Origin of the sequence: Aliivibrio sifiae, from assembly GCF_002954715.1 — a bacterium.
In the GTDB taxonomy this organism is placed as follows: Bacteria; Pseudomonadota; Gammaproteobacteria; order Enterobacterales; family Vibrionaceae; genus Aliivibrio; species Aliivibrio sifiae.
On sequence record NZ_MSCP01000001.1, the window covers coordinates 651,821 to 675,096 of the forward strand.

18 protein-coding genes, 2 tRNA genes and 1 riboswitch are annotated in these 23,276 nt (G+C 37.0%); of the genes, 15 read left to right on the forward strand and 5 right to left on the reverse strand.

The genetic code is table 11. The features are described 5' to 3' along the window. The first annotated feature begins 144 nt into the window (after window positions 1–144). The 4 genes from BTO23_RS02945 (at window position 145) to BTO23_RS02960 (ending at window position 6,695) form a co-directional block, all read left to right on the forward strand. Complete coding sequence (locus BTO23_RS02945; RefSeq protein ID WP_105062903.1) at window positions 145–2,148, forward strand: NADPH-dependent 2,4-dienoyl-CoA reductase; 2,004 nt, start codon at window positions 145–147, stop codon at window positions 2,146–2,148. Between the two features lie 96 nt (window positions 2,149–2,244). Further along, a complete protein-coding gene (locus tag BTO23_RS02950) occupies window positions 2,245–4,188 on the forward strand; it encodes a DNA topoisomerase III (RefSeq protein ID WP_060991360.1) in 1,944 nt (647 codons plus the stop codon). Between the two features lie 87 nt (window positions 4,189–4,275). Then, window positions 4,276–5,100 (forward strand): DUF5718 family protein, encoded by an 825-nt coding sequence (locus tag BTO23_RS02955; RefSeq protein WP_061002828.1) that lies wholly within the window; start codon window positions 4,276–4,278, stop codon window positions 5,098–5,100. 122 nt (window positions 5,101–5,222) lie between these two features. Next, window positions 5,223–6,695, forward strand: coding sequence for a sensor domain-containing diguanylate cyclase (locus BTO23_RS02960; protein WP_061002826.1), 1,473 nt, complete (start codon window positions 5,223–5,225; stop codon window positions 6,693–6,695). A 16-nt stretch (window positions 6,696–6,711) separates the two neighbouring features. On the opposite strand, the gene dusC is transcribed toward BTO23_RS02960, so the two are convergent. Together dusC and BTO23_RS02970 are read right to left on the reverse strand one after the other, a co-directional pair. Then, on the reverse strand, window positions 6,712–7,659 hold the full coding sequence (dusC, locus tag BTO23_RS02965; RefSeq protein WP_061002824.1) for a tRNA dihydrouridine(16) synthase DusC: 948 nt from the start codon (window positions 7,657–7,659) through the stop codon (window positions 6,712–6,714). Window positions 7,660–7,710: 51 nt separating this feature from the next. Next, window positions 7,711–8,265: a type II secretion system protein gene (locus BTO23_RS02970; RefSeq protein WP_061002821.1), complete on the reverse strand. Its 555-nt coding sequence runs from the start codon at window positions 8,263–8,265 to the stop codon at window positions 7,711–7,713. 103 nt (window positions 8,266–8,368) lie between these two features. On the opposite strand from BTO23_RS02970, the gene BTO23_RS02975 reads away from it, so the two are divergent. Then, window positions 8,369–8,983, forward strand: a complete 615-nt coding sequence (locus BTO23_RS02975) for an SEC-C metal-binding domain-containing protein (RefSeq protein ID WP_060991355.1) — start codon at window positions 8,369–8,371, stop codon at window positions 8,981–8,983. A gap of 138 nt (window positions 8,984–9,121) precedes the next feature. On the opposite strand, the gene dsbB is transcribed toward BTO23_RS02975, so the two are convergent. Both dsbB and nhaB read right to left on the reverse strand, forming a co-directional pair. Continuing rightward, window positions 9,122–9,637 carry a disulfide bond formation protein DsbB gene (gene dsbB, locus BTO23_RS02980; RefSeq protein WP_060991354.1) on the reverse strand — a complete coding sequence of 172 codons (516 nt, stop codon included), beginning with the start codon at window positions 9,635–9,637 and terminating at the stop codon, window positions 9,122–9,124. 68 nt (window positions 9,638–9,705) lie between these two features. Then, window positions 9,706–11,301 carry a Na(+)/H(+) antiporter NhaB gene (gene nhaB / locus BTO23_RS02985; RefSeq protein WP_060991353.1) on the reverse strand — a complete coding sequence of 532 codons (1,596 nt, stop codon included), beginning with the start codon at window positions 11,299–11,301 and terminating at the stop codon, window positions 9,706–9,708. 449 nt (window positions 11,302–11,750) lie between these two features. Between nhaB and fadR the strand changes: the two genes are divergently transcribed. Together fadR and BTO23_RS02995 are read left to right on the forward strand one after the other, a co-directional pair. Beyond that, window positions 11,751–12,593: a fatty acid metabolism transcriptional regulator FadR gene (gene fadR, locus BTO23_RS02990; RefSeq protein WP_060991352.1), complete on the forward strand. Its 843-nt coding sequence runs from the start codon at window positions 11,751–11,753 to the stop codon at window positions 12,591–12,593. 196 nt (window positions 12,594–12,789) lie between these two features. Beyond that, window positions 12,790–13,539: a MipA/OmpV family protein gene (locus tag BTO23_RS02995; protein ID WP_483860555.1), complete on the forward strand. Its 750-nt coding sequence runs from the start codon at window positions 12,790–12,792 to the stop codon at window positions 13,537–13,539. Between the two features lie 172 nt (window positions 13,540–13,711). Here the strand turns inward: BTO23_RS02995 and BTO23_RS03000 are convergent, their stop codons facing one another. After that, window positions 13,712–14,116, reverse strand: a complete 405-nt coding sequence (locus BTO23_RS03000) for an H-NS family histone-like protein (protein WP_060991350.1) — start codon at window positions 14,114–14,116, stop codon at window positions 13,712–13,714. Window positions 14,117–14,363: 247 nt separating this feature from the next. Further along, window positions 14,364–14,547: riboswitch (Lysine riboswitch) on the forward strand. A gap of 80 nt (window positions 14,548–14,627) precedes the next feature. Between BTO23_RS03000 and BTO23_RS03005 the strand changes: the two genes are divergently transcribed. The 8 genes from BTO23_RS03005 (at window position 14,628) to BTO23_RS03040 (ending at window position 23,273) form a co-directional block, all read left to right on the forward strand. After that, window positions 14,628–16,214, forward strand: a complete 1,587-nt coding sequence (locus tag BTO23_RS03005) for a Na+/H+ antiporter NhaC family protein (RefSeq protein ID WP_061002817.1) — start codon at window positions 14,628–14,630, stop codon at window positions 16,212–16,214. A gap of 107 nt (window positions 16,215–16,321) precedes the next feature. After that, window positions 16,322–17,098 carry a nucleotidyltransferase domain-containing protein gene (locus BTO23_RS03010; protein WP_060991348.1) on the forward strand — a complete coding sequence of 259 codons (777 nt, stop codon included), beginning with the start codon at window positions 16,322–16,324 and terminating at the stop codon, window positions 17,096–17,098. A gap of 3 nt (window positions 17,099–17,101) precedes the next feature. Continuing rightward, window positions 17,102–19,471, forward strand: coding sequence for a DNA polymerase II (locus BTO23_RS03015; RefSeq protein WP_060991347.1), 2,370 nt, complete (start codon window positions 17,102–17,104; stop codon window positions 19,469–19,471). Between the two features lie 242 nt (window positions 19,472–19,713). Next, on the forward strand, window positions 19,714–20,358 hold the full coding sequence (gene uvrY, locus BTO23_RS03020) for a UvrY/SirA/GacA family response regulator transcription factor (RefSeq protein WP_060991346.1): 645 nt from the start codon (window positions 19,714–19,716) through the stop codon (window positions 20,356–20,358). Beyond that, window positions 20,358–22,184 (forward strand): excinuclease ABC subunit UvrC, encoded by a 1,827-nt coding sequence (gene uvrC, locus BTO23_RS03025; RefSeq protein WP_105062905.1) that lies wholly within the window; start codon window positions 20,358–20,360, stop codon window positions 22,182–22,184. Before uvrY ends, uvrC begins: the two co-directional genes overlap by 1 nt. A gap of 45 nt (window positions 22,185–22,229) precedes the next feature. After that, a complete protein-coding gene (pgsA, locus tag BTO23_RS03030) occupies window positions 22,230–22,784 on the forward strand; it encodes a CDP-diacylglycerol--glycerol-3-phosphate 3-phosphatidyltransferase (RefSeq protein WP_061002815.1) in 555 nt (184 codons plus the stop codon). Between the two features lie 317 nt (window positions 22,785–23,101). Further along, window positions 23,102–23,175 (forward strand) — tRNA-Cys (locus BTO23_RS03035). A 22-nt stretch (window positions 23,176–23,197) separates the two neighbouring features. Then, window positions 23,198–23,273, forward strand: a tRNA-Gly gene (locus BTO23_RS03040). Window positions 23,274–23,276: the final 3 nt, after the last annotated feature.

Sequence of the window (23,276 nt, forward strand, 5' to 3'; positions counted from 1 at the left end):
TCTAAATGAGAATTAATTTTATTAAGAAAGTATAAGAGCAAAAGATTTGATGAATGTTGCATATTTGTGAAAACTTAATTGTAGCAGAAGCCTATAACTATTATTCTGGTCTGACCACGATAATTATAAAAGCGATGGATTGTTATGACGTACCCACACCTTTTTCAGCCGTTAGATTTGGGATTTACTCAGTTAAAAAATCGAGTCTTAATGGGATCGATGCATACTGGATTAGAAGAAAGTAATGATGGATTTAAAAAGCTATCAGCCTTTTATGCTACACGAGCTAAAGGTGGTGTTGGCCTGATTGTTACCGGTGGATTTGCACCTAATTTTCGAGGGCGCTTAACTCCATTTAGTGCTCAATTTAGCTCTTCTCGTGCTGCTGAAAAACATAAAGCGTTAACCCATGCAGTACATGAGAATGGTGGGAAGATTGCTTTGCAACTCCTTCATGCGGGCCGTTATGCGATGCACCCTCTAGCGGTCAGCGCCTCTGATATTAGAGCACCAATAGGTATGTTTACGCCAAGCCAAATGAGTGAGCGCCAAATCCAGAAAACAATCCATGACTTTGCTAATAGTGCTTTTTATGCAAAAAAAGCTAATTACGATGGTATTGAAGTGATGGGCTCTGAAGGTTATCTCATTAATCAATTTATTTGTGCTCGAACTAATATGAGGTATGACGATTGGGGTGGAAATTACCAAAATCGGATACGCTTTCCATTAGAGATAATTAGAGCAATTCGCGAAAAAGTAGGGACAGACTTTATTATCATTTTCCGCCTTTCTATGCTCGATCTAGTAGAGCAAGGAAGTACGTTTGAAGAGGTGGTAGAGCTTGCTCAAGCATTAGAAAAAGCGGGAGTAACCATTTTAAATACTGGTATTGGTTGGCATGAAGCAAGAGTACCGACCATTGCGACCCAAGTACCACGGGCAGCTTTTAGTTGGGTTACAGAAAAGCTCAAAGGTAAAGTTTCTATTCCATTAATTACCTGTAACCGTATTAACACACCTGAAGTCGCTGAAAATATATTGGCATCGGGACAGGCCGATATGGTGTCAATGGCACGACCGTTCTTGGCTGACGCTGAATTTGTAAATAAAGCAGAACAAGATAAATCTGAATTGATTAATACTTGTATTGGTTGCAATCAAGCGTGTTTGGATCATGTATTTAAAGCTAAACGAGCAACTTGTTTGGTTAATCCACAAGCTTGTTATGAAACAGAGTTAGTACTGGAACCAGCAAGTACAAGTAAATCGGTAGCAATTATTGGAGCAGGAATGGCAGGGCTGTCTTGTGCTACTTCTGCAGCAGAACGCGGTTATCAAGTAACCGTCTTTGAGCGGAGTGATCGCATCGGAGGACAGTTTAATTTAGCGATGCAGATCCCCGGGAAAGAAGAATTTAAAGAAACGATCCGTTATTTTTCTAAAAAAATTGACCATAAAAATATTATCGTCAAACTCAACTCTAACGTCGAGTTAGAGGAATTACGTCAATTTGATGAAGTTGTGGTGGCAACAGGAGTTAAACCAAGAGCGCCGCAGCTAGAAGGTGGTGACCATCCTAAAGTGATTGATTATCAAACCTATATAAAAACGCAACCAACATTGGGTCAAAAAGTTGCCGTGATAGGTTCTGGTGGTATTGGTGTTGATGTAGCAACTATGATCACAGAGCCAGAAGACCATACATTAGATGCGTGGTTACAGGATTGGGATATTGATAAAAATATAGAGTTTGAAGGTGGTTTAAAGCCACAAAATACTTATAAATCAACTCGTGAAGTGTGGTTAATGCAGCGTAGAAAAGGAAGCATAGGTAAAGGTCCAGGGAAAACCACCGGTTGGATCCATAAACGTACGTTAGAAAAACGTGGGGTTCATATGTTAGCGGGGGTTGAGTATCTTAAAGTTAATGATGAAGGCTTATATATTCGCCAAAATGACGAAGTTAAATTGTTAGATGTTGACCATGTTTTGATGTGTGCAGGGCAGGTATCTGTAAATGAGTTAATTGAAACTCTCACCTCTGCAGAGATAGTGCATCATGTCATTGGCGGGGCTGATCATGCTGGAGAGTTAGATGCGAAACGTGCGATTCGTCAAGGTGTAGAGTTAGCTGCGAAACTTTAAGTGATTCTAATTTCAATAAGTTAGACAACAAAACTTGATAACTGTCTATTCATACAGGTATAGTGCTGATGTTATTCACAACATCAGCACTTTTTTATGTCACGATTATTTATTGCAGAAAAACCAAGTTTAGGCCGAGCAATCGCCGCAGGTCTGTCGAAGCCCCAGAAGAATCAACAAGGCTACATTGAATGTGGTAATGGCGACATTGTAACTTGGTGTATTGGTCACTTATTAGAGCAAGTGGAACCGGATGCATATGATGATAAATACAAATCGTGGCGTATGGAACATTTACCTATTGTTCCTGAAAAATGGCAGCTTCGTCCAAGAAAATCCTCTAGTAAACAACTTACAGTGATCCGTAAATTGTTAAAAAATGCATCCCAAGTCGTTCATGCGGGGGACCCAGATAGAGAAGGGCAATTATTAGTTGATGAAGTGCTGGACTATTTAAAGCTATCTAAAATCAAAAAAGCAGAAACTCAGCGTTTATTGATTAGTGACTTAAATTTACCGGCAGTAAAACGTGCATTAACATCAATGCGAAGCAACCAAGAGTTTATCCCTCTTTCAATCTCAGCCTTAGCTCGCTCTCGTGCCGATTGGCTTTATGGAATGAACATGACACGTGCTTATACCTTATTAGGTCAACGAGGTGGCTATCAAGGTGTCTTATCAGTCGGTCGAGTACAAACGCCAGTGTTAGGTTTAGTGACTCGTCGAGATGAAGAGATTGCTAATTTTGTGCCTAAAGCGTATTTCACATTAGAAGCACTTATTCCTTATCAGAACCATCAACTTAATGATGGGCAAGCCTTTGATATCCGAGCTAAGTGGAAACCAAGTGAAGCGTGTCAGCAATTTCAAGATGAAGAAGGGCGCGTGCTCAGTCTTAAATTAGTCGAGAATGTAGCTCAAAGAATTGCGAATCAACCAGCGACCGTAACTAAAGCTGAAAATAAAGAAACCAAACAAAATGCGCCTTTGCCGTATTCTTTATCATCACTGCAAATTGATGCAGCTAAGCGATATAACTTAAGTGCTCAACAAGTATTGGATTCGTGTCAAGCATTGTATGAAAAACATAAATTAATTACTTATCCACGTTCAGATAGTCGCCATTTACCTAAAGATCACTATAAGCAACGTGAACAAGTATGTGCTGCCATTGGTAGTAACGATAAGCAGTTATCTAGTGCGGTAACTAGTGCAGATCTGACATTGAAATCACGAGCTTGGAATGACAGTAAGGTTGATGCTCACCATGCGATTATTCCAACCCCTAAATCAAGTGGTTCAGCAGGGCTTTCTGGATTTGAAGAGAAGGTTTATCACCTTATTGCTCGACAATATTTAATGCAATTCTATCCTGCAGCCGTTTATGCCGAAGCTGAATTGGTGTTTGACATCGCAGGTGGTGTATTTGCAGCAAAAGGTAAACAGATGCTGTTTGCAGGTTGGCGAATATTGCTTGGTAAAGTCCAAGCACAAAGCAGTGACGATGATGTAGCAAATAAAGTGCCGCCGTTAAAGAAAGGAGAGGTGCATATTTGTCGTGAAGGTGAAATAAAACACAAAATGACAGAGCCGCCTAAATATTTTACCGAGGCAACATTATTACAAGCTATGACCGGGATTGCTCGCTTTGTTGAAGATAAAGAGCTGAAAAAAATATTAAGAGATACGGATGGATTAGGAACAGAAGCGACACGAGCTGGTATTTTAGATACCTTGTTTAAACGTCAGTTATTAATTCGTAATGGTAAAAACATTCATGCAAGTGACGCTGGTAAAGGATTGATTCATGCACTTCCAAATGAGGCAAGTTATCCTGATATGACTGCACATTGGGAGTTTCAATTACAAGGGATGACAGAAAGAACCTGTTCATATCGCCCCTTTATGGCAGCGCTAGAAACAAAAGTGATGAATTTTATGCAGGGTGTGCAGCAGGGTCCAATTCCTGATTCATTAAGAACGCTTAAAAGCCCAGCAAAACCGCAATTTAAACGACGTAGAAAAGCAAAGAAATCATAAAATTAGATCCGCATCATCGCACAAAATAGAATAATAAACTAAGGTGCCTTTTTAGATATGATTATTAATAGAATTTAAGAAGGCAATATGACATTTAAGCATGTAGTTGGTTTTGGTGTGGCTGGAAACTTTGCTGGGCATTTAGAACAAGCAGGAGAAGCTACCGATTTTTTAAATGTAAAAGTTGAAAACTCAATTCAACCTAAAGCATTATTTCCTTTTTATATCCCTTCCCAAAGTGCTGGTTTTTTATCTCAATATCCACTGTCGTCGAACTCAATTATTCCACCGAACGATGCTGATAATTTGCAAATAGAACCAGAAATAGCAATTGTCTTTGATATTACTTATGAAGACAATAAAGTTGTAGCGTTAACTCCCGTAAAATTTGCCGCTTATAATGATTGCTCTATCCGTAAGCCTAATGCTAAAAAGATCAGTGAGAAGAAAAACTGGGGTGCAAATACAAAAGGGATCTCTCAAGACTTTATTGAATTGTCATCTTTCACTAAAGGATGTGAATTAGACACTTACCGCATCGCTAGTTTTCATATTAGAAATGGTCAAGTAAATCGATATGGCGAAGACAGCGCTGCGATTGATTACAGTTATTTCCATGAGCAATTAAACGATTGGATGATTGATCGAATGAATAATCAGAAAGATGAAGGGCCTGCAGAAAACCTTGCTCTTTATTTATCTGAAGCAAATTATCCACAACAAGCGATTATTAGTATCGGAGCAACACGCTATACAAAATTTGGGGAAAACAATTTTTTACAATCAGGCGATGAAAGTATTGTCGTTGTTTATAATGGCGATAAATATAATGCAAGAGAGATTGAAACGATGGTTAATAATAGAAAATTTGAAGGCACAGAGATATCGCTATTATCTCAATTAGTTAAATAAGCATTTTCTTTTATTTTGGCGCCAATATATTGTCATGTGAATGTAAAAGATCTTGTTTCTGCAAGATCTTTCACATAAATATAGGTATTATAACTGTTCATTTTCTGTTAAAGAATTTATATATGCCAAAATCAAATTTAAAACATATCTTCATGATCCCGACACTATTTTTAGTGCTAATCCTAAGTATTGTTTTAAATAATCATATTGGTGCAGTTAAAAGACAAGTTAACCGTGAATATGATCGTATTATTGATTCATTGCAGAGATCAATAAAAGTAATGATCTCGCTTGATTACAATTTATCACAGCTTTATAAGCAAAGTACGGGCAAGTTTTATAATCATAACCTTCAAGTTGATGAAGAAGCTGGTTTATGTGTTATTCACCCTAACAATAACCTTGAAGCGGTAATGGATAGTCAAGAGGTTTCAGTCCCTGAAACTCGGTTAGATTATAGTATTGCTGGTATTAAAGAGTTATGTGACCCCAAATCAGAGTTGTATCAAGTCGCTTCTAAAAAAATGACACTCGCTCCTGTTATTTCTTTTATCCATGATTATGAAAATTATCTTCATGGTATCTACTTCATTTCTAAATATAAATATATTATTTCTTCACCAAGAACGATTGCCGAGAATTTAACGAAACAAAGTTTAGAAACTATTTATTCTCGACCATACTGGAAAAACAGTATGAAGAATGATAATCAAAAGCATATTACTTTCACCCCACCTTATACTGATGCTTTTTTTGATGGGTTAGAGGTCCTTACTTTTTCAACACCGATATATTATAAAAATTTGTTTAAAGGTGTCTTAGTTATTGACTTGTCGGTAGATAAACTTTTGCATTCAGAAAGCGAAGTATCTAAGCATATTCAGTTATTAGATAGTGATGAATATGAACGCTTTGAACAATATAAATTCATGCAACCAATTACACTTAAAGACACTAATTTTACTTATTTTTTATATTATAAAAATTCGATAAAAGAAGAGATAATGGGCTTTATTTTGCATGATGCCAAAACATTAACCTTGATCGGTGTTACTTATATTTTAGCCGTTTTATCGATGTTCTATTATCAAAGTCGTCTGTCTCATCGATATTATCGTGATTTGGCGAAACAAGATCCAATGACAGGTCTTTATAATCGACGTGGTTTTGAAATGAGCTTACAAGATCGTGTAGTTAAGAAATTTGTTGGTTTTGCTTTGTATGATATTGATGACTTTAAACAAATTAATGATGTGTTTGGTCATGATGTTGGGGATGAAGCGATTAAATATGTGGCTAAGATATTGAATAAAAGTGTTCGAGATAGCGATATTGTTTCACGATTTGGTGGCGAAGAGTTTGTTATCTGTATTAATGCGGAATCAAAAGCGAGTATCGAGAGTGTTTGTGAGCGTGTTAGAAAGTCGATTCAAGATTCGTCAGGTAAGGTCGTAACCGGTGGTTTTACCGTCTCTGGCGGTGTTACGATTATCGATTCTCATCAAGATTTCTCGTTTGAAAATGTGATAAAGAAAGCGGATGATTTACTTTATAAAGCAAAAGAAGAAGGAAAAAACCGAGTTTATTTCTCATAAACTCGGTCAGTTAAATTTAGCTTACTTTTTCTAATTCTTGATACAAACGTTTAACAATAGGTTCTGATTTTTTGTGGCTTCGAATATCCATAAAAATATCTTTTGCCTCTGAGTATTCTTGACGAAGATAAACTAACCACTGTTTTACTCGGTTAGAATAATATTGACCTTTATCACCTGCCATTTGTAATTTAGAGTAATGGATTAACAGCGCAATAACTTCAGGCCATGGCATAGCGGCGTGATTGTGCTTTACGACATTACCTAAATTAGGAACGTTAAATGCCCCTCTACATACCATTAATGAATCAATACCTGTTGCTGCAATGCAACGTTGGCCGTCTTCATAGTTCCAAATCTCACCATTAGCGATGATAGGTATATCCACCTTTTGGCGAACTTGGTTTATGTAATCCCATTTTATTTCTTCAGCTCTGTAGCCATCGACTTTAGTTCTTGCATGAATGGTTAATTCATTTGCACCTGCTTGTTTAATGGCATCTGCAATAGCAAAACACTCTTCAGGTTTTTCCCAACCTAAACGTATTTTAGCCGTGACTTTTTTATCATTGGGTACGGCATCACGACATGCTTTAACTACTTGATAAATTAATTCGGGTTCTTTTAGTAGTGCAGCACCACCTCGACTTTTATTTACTGCTTTTGCTGGACAGCCAAAGTTTAAATCAATACCGTCGGATCCAAGCTCAATCGCGCGGGCTGCATTTTCTGCCATCCAATTAGGTTCTTGTCCTAATAATTGTAGACGGATAGGTGTTCCAGATTTAGTTTTGCTGTTGCTATGTAGTTCTGGGCAAATGCGGTGGAAAACATGAGGGGGTAAAAGTTGATCAACAATTCGAACAAACTCTGTTACACAGAAATCGTAATCATTAATCTCTGTTAATAGCTCACGCATTAAATGATCAAGAACACCCTCCATAGGGCCTAGTATTACTTGCATATCCCACCTCTTTTGTTGGAGGTGGGATTGTAGGGGGAAAGGGGGGGGATGTCACTTACTTCCTTTATTATAGCTTGTTGTTGTCGTTTCTCCTGTAGTAGGAAAGTAATTTAATTTATAACCAACTTGAGTTTTATTTGCTACGTTGGAGGCATAATAATATATACATGCCGTTTCATTGTTTGGTCCAGCAGGGCCATACCAGTATTGGATGTCAGCACTAGCACTAGCAAAGTTATCGCCTACATATTCTTCAATAGTCAGTTCTTGGTTTAATAGGCCATTCCAAAGTTCACCACAACCTTCCCCCGTAATTTTTCCACTATACGTTGTTCCCAATGGAAACCCTTCATTTGATGGGTAAATAGTCTCGTCAGAAAAAATAACACCAACCCCTGAGCTTACTGAAGGCTCTCCTTGTAAAATCCATGCTCCATGATACATATTTACAGCAGCAGTGAATGCGGAAAATACACCGTCCGCTCTAGATTTATGAGCATCATCTTGTAAGCTTAAAAATTTTGGAGCAGCAGTTACTGCTAAAATCCCCAAAATAACTATAACTACGACGAGTTCAATTAAGGTAAATCCTTGATTTTTTTTCATAGCATTTCTCGACAGCAAAATAAAAAATAATAACGGCACTTAGGCTCTAATAATTATTTACGTTATACTACGCCGAAAACTTAATTTCGGAAGTGAATAAATAATGAAATATCAATTAATTACGCTCGATGACGTTGATTTGAACTGTTCTAGCCTGTTTATTGAAGGCGCAGTACTTGCCGCAAATATGGCAACAAAGCCATTAGCTCCAGAGGCGTGGTTAGGTGACATTATTGGTGCAGATAATGCACTTAAAATGGTTAAAACGATTTCTCAACAAATTGAACATCAATATTTATTACTTAAACGTAATGAATATGAAGTTACTGAAGTCGTTAATTTTGATGACCTTGATCAACTTGCAGATTTTGCTGAAGGTTTCATGACATTATGGCCAATGATCGAAGAGCTATGGAGTGATCTCCAAGTTGCTGATGGTACAACACGTATGTTGTCTGCATTATTAACAACGATGATGCTTGCGGTTGATGAAGAAGAGACGCATCGTCAAATGGCAGAAGCCGGAATAGATACACCTCCAACATTGACCCAAATGCTTCCTCAATTGGATATGATGATTTTAGAAGTTGCAATGGCTGCTGATGAATATCAAATCGGCTATAAAGGCCAGAAAGTAAATCCGTATAAAAACGTGGGACGTAATGACACTTGTCCATGTGAAAGTGGAAAGAAGTTTAAGAAATGTTGTGGTAAATAGTTGGATTCATATTTTTCTTCTTTAAGTAAAAAAGCCATCTGGTAATCATTACCAGATGGCTTTTTGCTAATTTAGTATAATTCCAATCTACATAAGAGCCTGATCATTATTCTTACATGAATTAGTATTATTTTTTAATTACGCTCGTTTCTTATTGAAGAATTGAGCAATAACAAAAATAGTTAAAGCAACAAGATTACCAGCAAAGATAATGACTAACCATTGTGGCATTGTTAACGTTAAGAACTGCCAAACAATTTTACTGCAATCACCATATGCTTCAAACATCCAAGGGGCCCATTTGTTCAGAGGAGCCCATGAAGGAAACTTTACAAATAAATCACATGTAGCAAAAGGTGATGGGTTAAGTTGGAAGTCAACATGTTGCATCGCTAATTTTAAGCCCCAACCAGCACTTATTCCCCAAGCAATGAAGCCACACCAACGAATAATAAGGTTATTCGGGTTAAGCAAGCCGATAATCGCTGCTCCTGCAATTCCCATCATAGCAACGCGTTCATAGATGCACATTACGCAAGGTGGTAACTTCATGACATGTTGAAAAGTCAGGGCTGCACCTTCAAAAAAGGCGATACATAGAAGTAATAAAAGCCAAGATAAACGAATGCGAGAAAAGTGGTTAAGGGTTTGCATTTTTATTCCTTGTAAAAATAAAGGCCCCGTATATACAGAGCCTTTTTATCAAAAGTGGTTATACCTTATTAATGACCACTAGAAACTGCAGAAGTTGCACTTTCTATTGCACCATGTGTAATCCATCCTAAATCGTAGAACATTGCTGTCATAGGCTCAAGGAAGAAAACAATACCAAATAAGCCAACAAGAGCTAATACAATAGTATATGGTAAGGCCATCCATACCATACGTCCGTATGATAATTGAATTAATGGAGCAAGTGCCGACGTTAGCAAGAACAAGAATGCTGCTTGACCATTTGGTGTTGCAACTGATGGCAAGTTTGTTCCGGTATTGATTGCTACTGCTAACAAGTCAAATTGGTCTCGAGTAATTTGACCGTCTAGTAATGCACTTTTTACTTCATTGATATAAACAGTGCCAACAAATACATTATCAGAAACCATCGATAGTACGCCATTAGCAACGTAAAATAGGGCTAATTGAGCTCCTTTATCTTCAACAGCTAGTACAGAGTCAATGATCGGTTTGAATAACTCTTGATCTATAATTACAGCAACAACTGCAAAGAAAACCGCTAATAAGGCGGTAAATGGCAGAGCTTCTTCAAAGGCTTTACCCATTGAATGCTCTTCGATAACACCAGTAAAAGCAGTAGCCAAGATAATAACAGATAGGCCGATAAGACCAACCGCGGCTAAATGAAGCGCAAGAGCTACAATTAACCAAACAGCAATAACTGCCTGAATAATTAGTTTAGCATTATCGATATTAGTGCGATTTTTACGTTCTTCTGATTCATATTCTTCAAGAATATTACGAACGTTAATTGGTAGTTTTGCTCCGTAACCACAGATACCTAGTTTCTCTACTGCAACACAAGTTAACATACCACAAACAAATACAGGTGCTGTAATTGGCAGCATACGAATGATGAATTCACCAAACATCCAACCTGCTTGGTCTGCAATGATTAAGTTTTGAGGCTCTCCTACCATTGTCATAACACCACCAAGGGCTGTACCTACACCTGCATGCATAAGTAAACTACGTAAAAATGCACGGTAGTTTTCTAAGTCATCACGAGATAGTTCATCGGTTACGTTTGAATCACAGGTATGATCGTGGCTTGGTGTTCCACCTTGCCCTGAAGCAACGCGGTGATAAATAGCATAAAAACCAACAGCTACACTGATAACAACAGCAATAACTGTTAGTGCATCAAGGAAAGCTGATAGGAAAGCGGCAGTGAAACAAAACGCAGCAGATAGGGCCGCTTTCGATTTTATGCCAATGAGTATTTTGGTAAAAATAAATAGAAGCAATTGCTTCATAAAGTAGATACCAGCAACCATGAAGACAAGCAATAAAAGTACTTCAATATTAGCAACGAGTTCATGCTTCACTTGTTCAGCACTTGTCATACCAATCGCAATGGCTTCAATTGCGAGTAAGCCACCAGGTTGTAGGGGATAACATTTTAATGCCATCGCTAAGGTAAAAATGAATTCAACGACCAATAGCCAACCCGCAGTAAATGGGTCAACAAAAAAGAAAACTAAAGGATTAATAATTAAAAAAGACAGTATTGCAAGTTTGTACCAGTCGGGGGCTTTACCAAGAAAGTTTTTGATAAATGCATTCCCTAGCGAAATAGACATGTGATGCTCTCTACATTGTTACATTGGTTATATAAAAAATAGGGGTAAGTAGGGAGTTGATAATAATCGCCTAATGTATTGTTATTATTAAGGATAAACAACTATTTAGAAAAACAACAAAAACTAAATTTTACTATTTTGCCAAATAACTACCTAAACAGACCTAACCCTAGAGTAAACGACTGAACTTTACTCTTTATTAATCAATAGTCAATATTTGCAAATAGGTAAATTGATCAAAATGTGCCTTTGCTCGGCTTTATTGATAAAACCCATAAAATACATAAAAAAAAACCGTTATGAGTATTGATTATTCAGGGGGATTAATACTTAAAAGTGGGAAAAATGTGTATAAATAGCGACTTGAATTAATAAGTGGTTAAGAATTTATTGAACTGGTGGTATGATGAGTAAAGTTATTTTATATAAAAAACGGATTGTAAACTTGTATGGTTATTAAGGCAAAAAGTCCTGCAGCATTTGCTGAAAAATACATTATTGAAAGTATTTGGAATGGTCGTTTTCCACCTGGGTCAATTTTACCTGCGGAGCGTGAGCTTTCAGAGTTAATTGGTGTAACTAGAACGACATTACGTGAAGTTTTACAGCGCTTAGCGCGCGATGGCTGGCTAACCATTCAGCATGGTAAACCAACAAAAGTAAATGATTATATGGAGACATCTGGTCTGCATATTTTAGACACATTGATGACGTTGGTTGACGCAAATAATGCGACTTCTATTGTAGAAGATCTACTAGCGGCAAGAACCAACATTAGTTGTATCTTTATAAGACAAGCATTTAAAACGAATAAAGAGGGCTCTTTACGTACTCTTAATCGTGTGATTGATTCTTGTGAACAATTATTAGCTGCTGAAAACTGGAATGCTTTTATTGATGCTTCTCCTTATGGCGTAAAAATTAAAGCTGAAGTAAAAGAAGATAATGAAAAAGATCCAGCTAAGCGTGAAGAAATTTTAATCGCTAAAACATTTAATTATTATGATTATATGCTTTTCCAAGGCGTAGCATTTAAATCTGGGAATCAAATCTACGGCTTAATCTTTAACGGGCTTAAAAAGTTGTATGCTCGTGTGGGTAGTTACTATTTTTCAAACCCTGAAGCTCGTGAACTTGCATTGCAGTTTTATCGTGATTTAAAGCAGATCTGTGAAGAAGAAAGAAAAGACGCAGTAATGCCAAGAATGCGTCAATATGGTATTGAAGGTAATCTTATTTGGAATGAGATGAAATTAAACTTACCAAGTAATTTCAGAGAAGATGATCGCTAATATTATTATCTAAAAATAAATTTAAAGGCAGGTTATTAAACCTGCCTTTTTTATGCCTATACATAATTAGACTGTAAATAAGTAAATATTAACCCTAAAAAACTATGAAAAAGTATTCAGTACTGTATGGTAAGTGTTAAATTACATCGCTATAGATTATATAAAGTACTAAAAGGTTGTTGTTGTGAATAAAGTAATAAGTAGATTGATTGTTGGTGCCGCTGCTCTTACCGTTGCCGTTAACGCACATGCTCAAATTTCTCAGTGGTCGATTGGTGCTGCTGCTGCTTATTCACCTTCTTTTTATAAAGATACCCCTTCTAATACGACGGTAATTCCAATGATCGGTTATGAGGGAGAGCATATATTTCTGCGTGGGTTTAGCGGTGGTTATCGTTTGTACCCTATAGGCGCCCCACAAAATATTATTTTCCGTTTTATGTATGACCCACGTACGTTTCAACCTGAAGATTCTGATAATAAGGCTATGCAACAGCTAGATGAACGTAAAAGCTCTGTTTTAGGTGGCGTAAGTTATCAAATGATTACCCATGTAGGTATTGTAGAGCTTACTGGTGGGACAGATATAGGCCGTACTCATAATAGACTATATGCAGAAGCAGCTTGGCGTTTACCTATTAGAGGGAAAGGCTGGGCGATAACACCATCTTTTGGATATTCATATAATAGTGAAAAATTGAATAATCATTTATATGGGGTATCTGTCGAAGAATCTAAAAGAACAAATGGTGTAATTAATCAATTTGATGCAGATTGGGATGGGCAATTCTTTATTGGTTTATCGACATATTTTCATGTAGCACCAAATATACGCATTACAGGTGGGCTTCGTTACGTTAATTTAGAAGGTAACTTAGAAGATAGTCCTATGATTGAACATACGACCAGTTCTACCGGTAATGTTGGTATAGCATACGTATTCTAAAAAGATAAAATAAAAGATAAATGATGATTTTGAATTAATACATTATTGTCATTCTTATCTATGTTTTTATAAACTAAGGATATAGATAATGACGATTATTGATGCTTAGCTTTAAATAAAAAAAAGCCACTCTACGATAGAGTGGCCTTTTATATAAAATAATACTTTATGATTAAACTAAGAAATCTTCTAAAGATTTGCCAGCATCAAGTTGAGTTTGAAGTGCTGAAGGAGTACGGCCTTGGCCTGTCCATGTTTTCTCTGCACCAGCATGGTCTAAGAATTTATATTTAGCAGGACGAGGAGCTCGTTTTTGCTTAGTTTTAACAGTGGTAGAAGACATTGTATCTAATAGATCTTCTGGAGCGATTCCGCTTTCGATCATCATTTGACGAAACTCTTCAAGTTTTGCTTGTTTTTCAGCAAGTTGAGAACGTTCTTCTGCTTCTGATTCTTGGCGCTCTGCTACAACTGATTGCAGTTTTTCAAGTGCTTCTTCTAATTGCTCAAGTGTCATCTCGCGAGACAATACACGTAGGCTACGTAGGTTTAGTAGTGTTTTAATAGTATCAGACATTTTTGATTCCATAATTTAATTTTGATAATACAATTATTATATAACAAGAAAATAATATAACAAATTTTTTAATAAATAAATAAAAACTATCTTAATGATAAGAATATTAAGAGTGGAACCTTGTTATTACAAAAATTGTAATTAAATATTGATAGAGTATCCCATTCTAGCGAGCTGATAAGCTAATGTTAAAATACTCAGATATAGTATTGCAAAATTGTGTTCAGTCCGTACAATGACTTCCACCTAAACGGGTAGAGGCGCATTGCCTAAAAGTAGGTTGTTTGAGGGTGATTCTTATGACAACAATCGAAAGGAGTCAATGCCGAAGTTAATTACGTTAATCAGACGTGTTAGCTGGGGTTATTTCGAAAAGGAATAACACTGCCATAGTCAATTTTATTTTTTAACTATGGAGCGCTACTGTGGGGAAATGTTTTAATATTCACTTCCTTTTAACGGCATCGCCGTATCAACAGTAGATCTCCAACCAAACTGGTTGTTGTAGATCATGAACTTAGCTGATTTTTCAAATTCTCCGATATCAATATTGCCCCCATTAGTTGCTTTGGGTTTAGCAATTGTTACGCGCCGAGTATTACTTTCTCTTGGTGTGGGTATCGTTTTAGGCGCAATTTTGCTGTCTAATTACTCCATTTCTGGCACTGCATCTTATACTTTTAGTTCTGTTAAAGGTGTTTTCATCGATGGCGGTTCTATTAACACTTGGAATATGAGTATTGTTGCTTTCCTTATTTTATTAGGTATGACAACAGCGTTATTGACTCTTTCTGGTGGTACTCGCGCATTCGCTGAATGGGCACAAACAAGAATTAAAAGTAAACGTGGTGCAAAACTACTTGCTGCTTTTCTTGGTGTCTTTATTTTTGTTGATGATTATTTTAATAGCTTAGCTGTTGGTTCAATATCCCGCCCTGTAACTGACCGTTTTTATGTTTCAAGAGCCAAGCTTGCTTATATTCTAGATTCAACAGCTGCTCCAATGTGTGTGTTGATGCCCGCTTCAAGCTGGGGTGCCTACATTATTACTATTATTGGTGGTATTTTAGTTTCACATGGCGTGACTGAGTATTCGGCATTGGGGGCTTATGTGCGTCTAATCCCGATGAACTTTTATGCTGTGTTTGCTCTATTAATGGTATTTGCTGTTGTTTGGTTCCAACTAGATGTAGGTCCAATGCGAGATCATGAAAATGAAGCGGCGCGTGGTAATGGATTCGATGATCAAGCAGTTAATGCGGAATCTAAAGATTTAAATGAAGAACTAAATATTACGGAAAGTGAGACTGGTAAAGTATCTGATTTGATTTTCCCTATTATCGTACTTATTGTGGCGACTATTTTCTTCATGATTTATACCGGTGCTCAAGCATTAATTGGTGATGGCAAAGAATTTAATATTCTTGGTGCATTTGAAAATACCGATGTTGGTGCTTCATTGTGCTATGGTGGCTTAATCGGTTTAGCGGCAGCATTACTTACTGTATTCCGTCAAGGTATTGATATTAAAGATATCGCTATGACGATGTGGATCGGTGCTAAATCTATGTTTGGTGCAATCTTGATCCTATTCTTTGCATGGACAATTGGTTCTGTAATTGGTGATATGCAAACTGGTTCGTACTTATCTAGTTTAGCGCAAGGCAGCATTGGTATTCACTGGATCCCAGTTATCCTATTCTTATTGTCTGGTTTAATGGCATTTAGTACCGGTACTTCATGGGGTACATTCGGTATCATGCTTCCAATTGCTGGTGATATGGCGGGTGCAACCGATATTACGCTTATCTTACCTATGTTAGGTGCAGTATTAGCAGGTTCTGTATTTGGTGATCACTGTTCTCCAATCTCAGATACGACAATTTTGTCTTCAACGGGGGCTCGTTGTAGTCATATTGACCACGTTGCAACTCAATTACCTTATGCATTATCAATTGCGGGCGTTTCTGCGGTTGGCTATATCGCTCTTGGTTTTACTGGGTCTGTATTGATGGCATTCCTTGCTTCTACTGCAGCGTTCATCCTTGTTTGTGGTGGCTTAATGGTTCTGTCTAAAAAGCGTACAGTAACAGCGTAAACGATTTTTAGTTATAAATAAACCGGTCGTCATGGCCGGTTTTTTATTGCTTTTTATTTATTAAATCGCGATCATGACTCTCTTGTTTATACTGATTGGAGTGCTTTGTGTCTCGTTATACTTTACCTAATATTGATAAACATTCACCCTTTCAAAAAGAATTCGAACCTGCCATTCAAGATCTTATTGTTCATGTCCGCTCAGCTGTGCCTAAATCGATTCATAGTATTTATTTATATGGTAGCGTAGCAAGACGTGAAGCAATTTCTGGACGCTCTAATTTAGATGTGACACTGATTACAACAGTACCTTTAACCAATAAAGAACAAACCTTAATTAATACTATTAAAATAAGGTTTCAATCGAAGTACCCCCAAATAACAGGGGTTACTTTTACTATTGGAGAAGCAAATGAAGTATTGCAACTAGAATCAATATTCAGTTGGGGCTTTTGGCTTCGCCATTGTTGTGTTTGTATTTTTGGGGATGATTTATCTACTCGATTTGGTGATTTTGAACCAAGTTGGGAAATCGCTAAAAATATGAATATGGACATAGAGGAATGGCTACAGGTATATACAAAAAAAATATCAGTGAGTAGTAACATTAATATTCAAGTTGAACAACAAAAAACGATAGCTAAAAAATTATTACGAAGCTGCTACTCTTTAGTCATGCATAGAGATAAAGGTTGGTATGATCATCCAGTGCTTTGCGCTCGAAAATTTTTGGAATACTATCCAGAAAAACAAACTGAAATTGAAAGAGTCGTCATGTTATTAAAAGGACGCAAAATACCTAAACGTTCAGCTGTCGCCTTATTAGAAGAGTTTGGCGGTTGGGTTATCAGTGAGTTTAATAAAATTGAAAGAAGAATAGGGTAAGTATTGAATTCATATCAGAGTGGCTTTTTACTTACTCGACAAAATAAAGAGACAAGCTCTAATACGTTGATCGATTTATGGGTTAAATGTGATGACCACATCGCACATCTATTGGTTGAGAATGAACAAGCAGTTGCCTTTATTTTACAAGAGCGTTTATTTGAATATGAATCTTTATTAAAATTAGAGAATATTCCTTACCTTATTAAGAATACTCAATTAACAAACTTTCAACATCAGCCAATTGTAGGTCTTTATTTTTCTACAACTCAACAAAAACGACAAGTAAGTCAATTGCTTGAGCAAGCTGACTTGCCTATTTTTGAAAGTGATATTCGATTAGCTGATCGCTATTTAATGGAACGATTTATTTGTGGTGGTTTGAATTTTGTAGGCTCCGCAATACCAAAGAAAGGATATACTGAATACCGTAATGTTAAGATGAAATCAGCGTTGATTTCACCTCAATTTACAAAAGTGTCGCTTGATATCGAATGTTCTGAAAAAGGTATTTTATATTCAGTGGCACTACATAGTGACTTAGATTCTCGCATTATTATGATTGGAGAACCAGAGCATTCAGATTTATCCATTCAATGGGTTGATAATGAAAAAGCATTGTTATTAGCACTTGAGCATTGGTTCCAAACATTTGACCCTGATATCGTTATTGGTTGGAACGTTATTAACTTCGACTTTAGATTATTAATCCAACGAGCTAAATGGCATAACCTTGCTTTTCGTGTTGGTAGAGGAAATAGCACACTATATTGGCGAGATTCAGATAAAAATCGTCAACAAGGCTTTCTTTCTTTTCCTGGAAGAGTGGTTTTAGATGGTATTGATGCCCTTAAAACCGCGACGTATCACTTTTCGAGTTGGTCTTTAGAGTCAGTAGCGCAAGAGTTACTGAATGAAGGTAAATCGATACATGACCCAAGTGATCGTATGGGAGAAATTAATCGAATGTATCGTGAAGATAAGCAATCACTTGCTAAATATAATCTACAAGATTGTGTTTTGGTAACCCGTATCTTTGAATTAACACATTTGATTGAGTTTGTTATTGAGCGAACCAAGTTAACGGGGGTGGAATTAGATCGTGTCGGTGGCTCTGTTGCTGCTTTTACTAATTTGTATTTACCAAGATTACATCGCTCTGGTTATATTGCGCCTAATTTAGAAAGTGAGAATTGGATAGCAAGCCCCGGTGGTTATGTTATGAATTCAAAACCGGGTTTATATGAGTCAGTGCTTGTTCTTGATTTTAAATCGCTATACCCCTCAATCATTCGAACATTTAGAATCGATCCTCTTGGTTTAATTGAAGGATTAAAGCAAGAGATAGGAAAAGAAGAAGAACAAGCGATTGAAGGATTTAGAGGTGGACGCTTTCATAGAAAAAAACACTTTTTGCCAGCACTAATTGAATCATTGTGGTCAGCTAGAGATGAAGCAAAGCGCAATAATGAGAAAGCTTTTTCCCAAGCAATTAAGATAATCATGAACTCTTTTTATGGCGTTTTGGGTTCATCTGGCTGTCGATTCTTTGATCACCGATTAGCGTCGTCAATTACGATGCGTGGACATGAGATCATGAAAACCACTCGAGAGCTTATTGAAGGTAAAGGTTATGAGGTTATTTATGGTGATACAGACTCAACGTTTGTCACTCTAGGAAAAGCAATGTCATCAAAAGAGGCTGATGATATAGGACAGAGTTTGGTTTCACATATAAATCAATGGTGGACTCAACATTTAATATCTACTTATAACATTGATTCCGCTTTAGAAATTGAATATGAAACGCATTATCGTACTTTTTTGATGCCAACGATTCGAGGCTCGGAAACAGGGTCAAAAAAACGTTATGCAGGATTGATTAGAAAAAATGGTAAAGAAGATATTGTTTTCAAAGGATTAGAAACAGTAAGAACGGATTGGACTCCTTTATCGCAAACATTCCAAAAAGTATTATTTGATAAAGTTTTCCACCAGCAAGAAGTCAAAGAATATGTACGTACTTATGTAGATGATACTAAATCAGGAAAGTTAGATGATCAATTAATCTATAGAAAACGGTTAAGACGAAAACTAGATGATTACCAAAAGAATGTCCCTCCTCATGTTAAAGCGGCGAGATTGGCTGATTATCATCGTCAAAAAATGGGTAAATCTCCTCAATATAAATACGGTGGCTGGATTGAATATATCATTACAACATCAGGACCAGAGCCTATTGAGTACCTAAGAAGTCCAATAGATTATGATCACTATGTTGAAAAACAATTAAAACCGATTGCAGATGGGATCCTTCCTTTTATTGGCTTAGATTTTACGCAATTATCTGCGTCGCAATTAGGCCTATTTTAACGAATGTTTTTATTGTATATTGATGTAATAGAGTTGAAATTTACTTCTCTTATTTCATGTACTTATTTTTTTTATACGTGATATACATAGATAAATAGGCATTAAAGTCAATACTATTTTAATAGTAAAACTTTGCGTCTTAACGCATAATAAATATGAGACAGCCTTATTTTTTAAGGTAAAATAGAGCATAAAATTTACCTCAGTCGAGGTAGCTGTAAATTTAAGTCGGAGTGTCAGTTGTGATTAAAGTTTTCCTTGTAGATGATCATGAGCTGGTTCGCACAGGGATTAGACGTATTCTTGAAGACGTCCGTGGAATTAAAGTAGTAGGGGAAGCTCACAGCGGTGAAGATGCCGTAAAATGGTGTCGAACAGAGCAGGCAGATATTGTTCTAATGGATATGAACATGCCTGGTATCGGTGGTTTAGAAGCCACTAAAAAGATTTTACGATTCAACCCAGATATGAAAGTAATAGTATTAACTATTCATACTGAAAACCCGTTTCCAACAAAAGTAATGCAAGCAGGAGCGGCTGGATACTTAACGAAAGGAGCTGGCCCAGACGAAATGGTGAATGCTATTCGTATGGTGCAAAGTGGACAACGTTACTTATCTCCAGAAATCGCACAACAAATGGCATTAAGTCAATTTACGCCAGATTCTGAGAACCCATTTAAAGAGTTGTCAGAGCGTGAATTACAAATAATGATGATGATTACTAAAGGCGAAAAAGTAACGGATATTTCCGAACAACTAAATTTAAGCCCAAAAACAGTAAACAGCTATCGTTATCGTCTATTTAGCAAATTGAACATAAGCGGTGATGTTGAACTAACTCATTTAGCTATTCGTCATGGTATCTTAGATGCTGAGACATTGTAGTGCCTTCTTTTGATTCAAACGCTTTCTTAAAATCAGTAACTCATCAGCCCGGTGTTTATCGAATGTATAACACCGAGGCTGAAGTTATTTATGTAGGTAAAGCAAAAGATTTAAAAAAGCGATTATCTAGCTATTTTCGCAGTAATATCCCTTCTGAAAAAACAAAAGCTCTTGTTACTCATATTGATCAAATCGATGTAACAGTGACGCACTCAGAAACCGAAGCTCTTATTCTAGAGCACAATTATATTAAGCAGTATTTACCTAAATATAATGTTTTGCTTAGAGACGATAAGTCATATCCTTATATTTTCATTTCAAATCACAAGCATCCGAGGATCTCTATCCATCGCGGAACGAAACGAAAAAAAGGGGAATATTTTGGTCCTTATCCTGACTCTGGAGCGGTTCGAGAAAGTCTTCATTTAATTCAAAAATTATTTCCTATCCGTCAGTGTGAAGATTCTGTTTATGCAAATCGATACCGTCCTTGTTTGATGCATCAAATTGGCCGTTGTTTAGCGCCGTGCGTAAAGGGAATTGTTAGTGATGAAGAATACAAAGAGCAAACCGACTTTATTCGTTTATTTTTACAAGGAAAAGATAGACAAGTTATTCAGAACTTAGTTGAACAAATGGAAGAGGCAAGTCACTCCCTGAGATTTGAAAAAGCAGCCGTTATTCGAGATCAAATTCAAGCAATGAGACGAATGCAAGAGCAGCAATATGTTTCAGATGACAGTGGTGATGACTTAGATGTGCTAGGTTTTGCTATCGAAAATGGATTAGCTTGCGTACATTTATTAATGATCCGACAAGGAAAGATACTTGGTAGTCGAAGCTTCTTTCCTAAGATCCCTGCTAAGACGGATAAAGAAGAAGTCTTCTCAAGCTTTTTAACTCAGTATTACTTAAATCACTCTCAAGGTCGTACGATCCCTAATCGTGTGGTGACAAGTTTTGAGTTTGATGGTGAAGGGTTAGAGCATGCATTGACAGAATTATCTGGGCGTAAAGTGCAATTTCAATTAAACCCAAAAGGAATAAAAGGGCGTTATTTAAAGTTAGCTGATACTAATGCATTAACGGCATTGACGAGTAAGTCGAATCATAAATTAACGATTTACCAGAGATTTAAACAGCTTGAAGAAGCATTATCCTTAGCGTCGATTCAACGAATGGAATGTTTTGATATTAGTCATACGATGGGGGAGAAGACAGTTGCTTCGTGCGTTGTTTTTAACCAGGAAGGACCAGTAAAAGCAGAGTATAGACGTTATAATATAACTGGAATAACCGGAGGCGATGATTACGCTGCGATGGCTCAAGTGCTTGAACGTCGTTACAGTAAACAACTTGATGTGGATAAAATTCCAGACATTATCTTTATTGATGGTGGTAAAGGGCAGTTAAATAGGGCTTATGATGTTATTTCTAAACATTGGGATGATTGGCCAAAACAACCTCTTTTACTGGGTATCGCAAAAGGAGTTACACGTAAACATGGGTTGGAGACTTTGGTTAAAACTTCGGGTGAAGAATTTTCAATGCCAAGTGATTCACCAGCTCTGCATTTAATTCAACATATTAGGGATGAAAGCCATAACCACGCGATTAGCGGTCATCGAGCGCAACGTGCGAAAGTACGAAAAACCAGTACGTTACAAAATATCGAAGGGGTTGGCCCAAAACGAAGACAGGCTTTATTGCAATATTTAGGTGGTCTACAAGAATTAAAAAGTGCAAGTGTTGAAGAAATAGCCAAAGTGCCTGGAATTAGTCATTCTTTGGCAGAAAAAATACAGGATGCGTTGAAACACGGATAAAAAAAGCGCACCATAGGATCAGCAGACCAAAATTAAAGAATTATTATGCGATTAACGATACCAAATATACTCACGTTTATCCGACTAGCACTTATCCCAGTGTTTGTTGTTGTTTTTTACTTACCTTATGAATGGTCAGCGGTTGCAGCTGCAATGGTATTCTGGGTCGCTGGTTTTACAGACTGGTTGGATGGATTACTTGCAAGAAAGTTAGGTCAAACTTCTCGTTTTGGTGCTTTTTTAGACCCCGTTGCTGATAAAGTCATGGTTGCAGCGGCTTTAATCTTGATCACTGAACATTATCATTCTATTTGGATCACCATCCCTGCAATAACAATGATTGGTCGTGAACTTATTATTTCAGCTCTCAGAGAATGGATGGCGGAAATTGGTAAACGTGCAAGTGTTGCGGTTTCGTGGGTTGGAAAAGTCAAAACCGTTTCTCAAATGTTTGCTCTCTGGGTTTTAATTTGGCGTTATGACGATTGGATGATATGGGTTGGTTATGTTGCGCTTTATGTAGCAACAATTTTAACATACTGGTCTATGGTTCAATACTTAGCTGCAGCAAAAGATGATTTGCTTAATGCAGACGATTAGTTAGATAATCGAGATGAAAAGCGAACTTAGGTTCGCTTTTTTTATATCTTAAAAATAAACTACGTATAGTGATCTGATATAACAAGCTTTTGTATTGATTGTATTCTTGGAAGCGATAGCATTTTTTCAATTATCTGACTCCTTAAATCAGGTTAAAGAGCTTGTTTTCGTTTGTTTTATATTCATTTTGAGTGCATTTTATTCAAACGAAACAAAAACACAAAAATAGTGTTGACTCTAAGAGCTGAATCAGTAAAATGCGTCCTGTACCCAAGAGGAAGGCAGTAAATAAGAAGCTAACCAATTGAGATTACAACGGCGCCTTGGCAGAGTGGCTATGCAGCGGATTGCAAATCCGTGAACCTCGGTTCGATTCCGGGAGGCGCCTCCATTCTCTTTTATAGAGAAGACTTGCGACACTAGCTCAGCTGGTAGAGCGCAACCTTGCCAAGGTTGAGGTCACGAGTTCGAGCCTCGTGTGTCGCTCCAAAT

Bases quoted from the DNA above. Each gene is read 5' to 3' on its own strand.
- BTO23_RS02945 (WP_105062903.1), top strand. From the start codon at position 145: ATGACGTACCCACACCTTTTTCAGCCGTTAGATTTGGGATTTACTCAG.
- BTO23_RS02950 (WP_060991360.1), top strand. From the start codon at position 2,245: ATGTCACGATTATTTATTGCAGAAAAACCAAGTTTAGGCCGAGCAATC.
- BTO23_RS02955 (WP_061002828.1), top strand. From the start codon at position 4,276: ATGACATTTAAGCATGTAGTTGGTTTTGGTGTGGCTGGAAACTTTGCT.
- BTO23_RS02960 (WP_061002826.1), top strand. From the start codon at position 5,223: ATGCCAAAATCAAATTTAAAACATATCTTCATGATCCCGACACTATTT.
- dusC (WP_061002824.1), bottom strand. From the start codon at position 7,659: ATGCAAGTAATACTAGGCCCTATGGAGGGTGTTCTTGATCATTTAATG.
- BTO23_RS02970 (WP_061002821.1), bottom strand. From the start codon at position 8,265: ATGAAAAAAAATCAAGGATTTACCTTAATTGAACTCGTCGTAGTTATA.
- BTO23_RS02975 (WP_060991355.1), top strand. From the start codon at position 8,369: ATGAAATATCAATTAATTACGCTCGATGACGTTGATTTGAACTGTTCT.
- dsbB (WP_060991354.1), bottom strand. From the start codon at position 9,637: ATGCAAACCCTTAACCACTTTTCTCGCATTCGTTTATCTTGGCTTTTA.
- nhaB (WP_060991353.1), bottom strand. From the start codon at position 11,301: ATGTCTATTTCGCTAGGGAATGCATTTATCAAAAACTTTCTTGGTAAA.
- fadR (WP_060991352.1), top strand. From the start codon at position 11,751: ATGGTTATTAAGGCAAAAAGTCCTGCAGCATTTGCTGAAAAATACATT.
- BTO23_RS03000 (WP_060991350.1), bottom strand. From the start codon at position 14,116: ATGTCTGATACTATTAAAACACTACTAAACCTACGTAGCCTACGTGTA.
- BTO23_RS03005 (WP_061002817.1), top strand. From the start codon at position 14,628: ATGAACTTAGCTGATTTTTCAAATTCTCCGATATCAATATTGCCCCCA.
- pgsA (WP_061002815.1), top strand. From the start codon at position 22,230: ATGCGATTAACGATACCAAATATACTCACGTTTATCCGACTAGCACTT.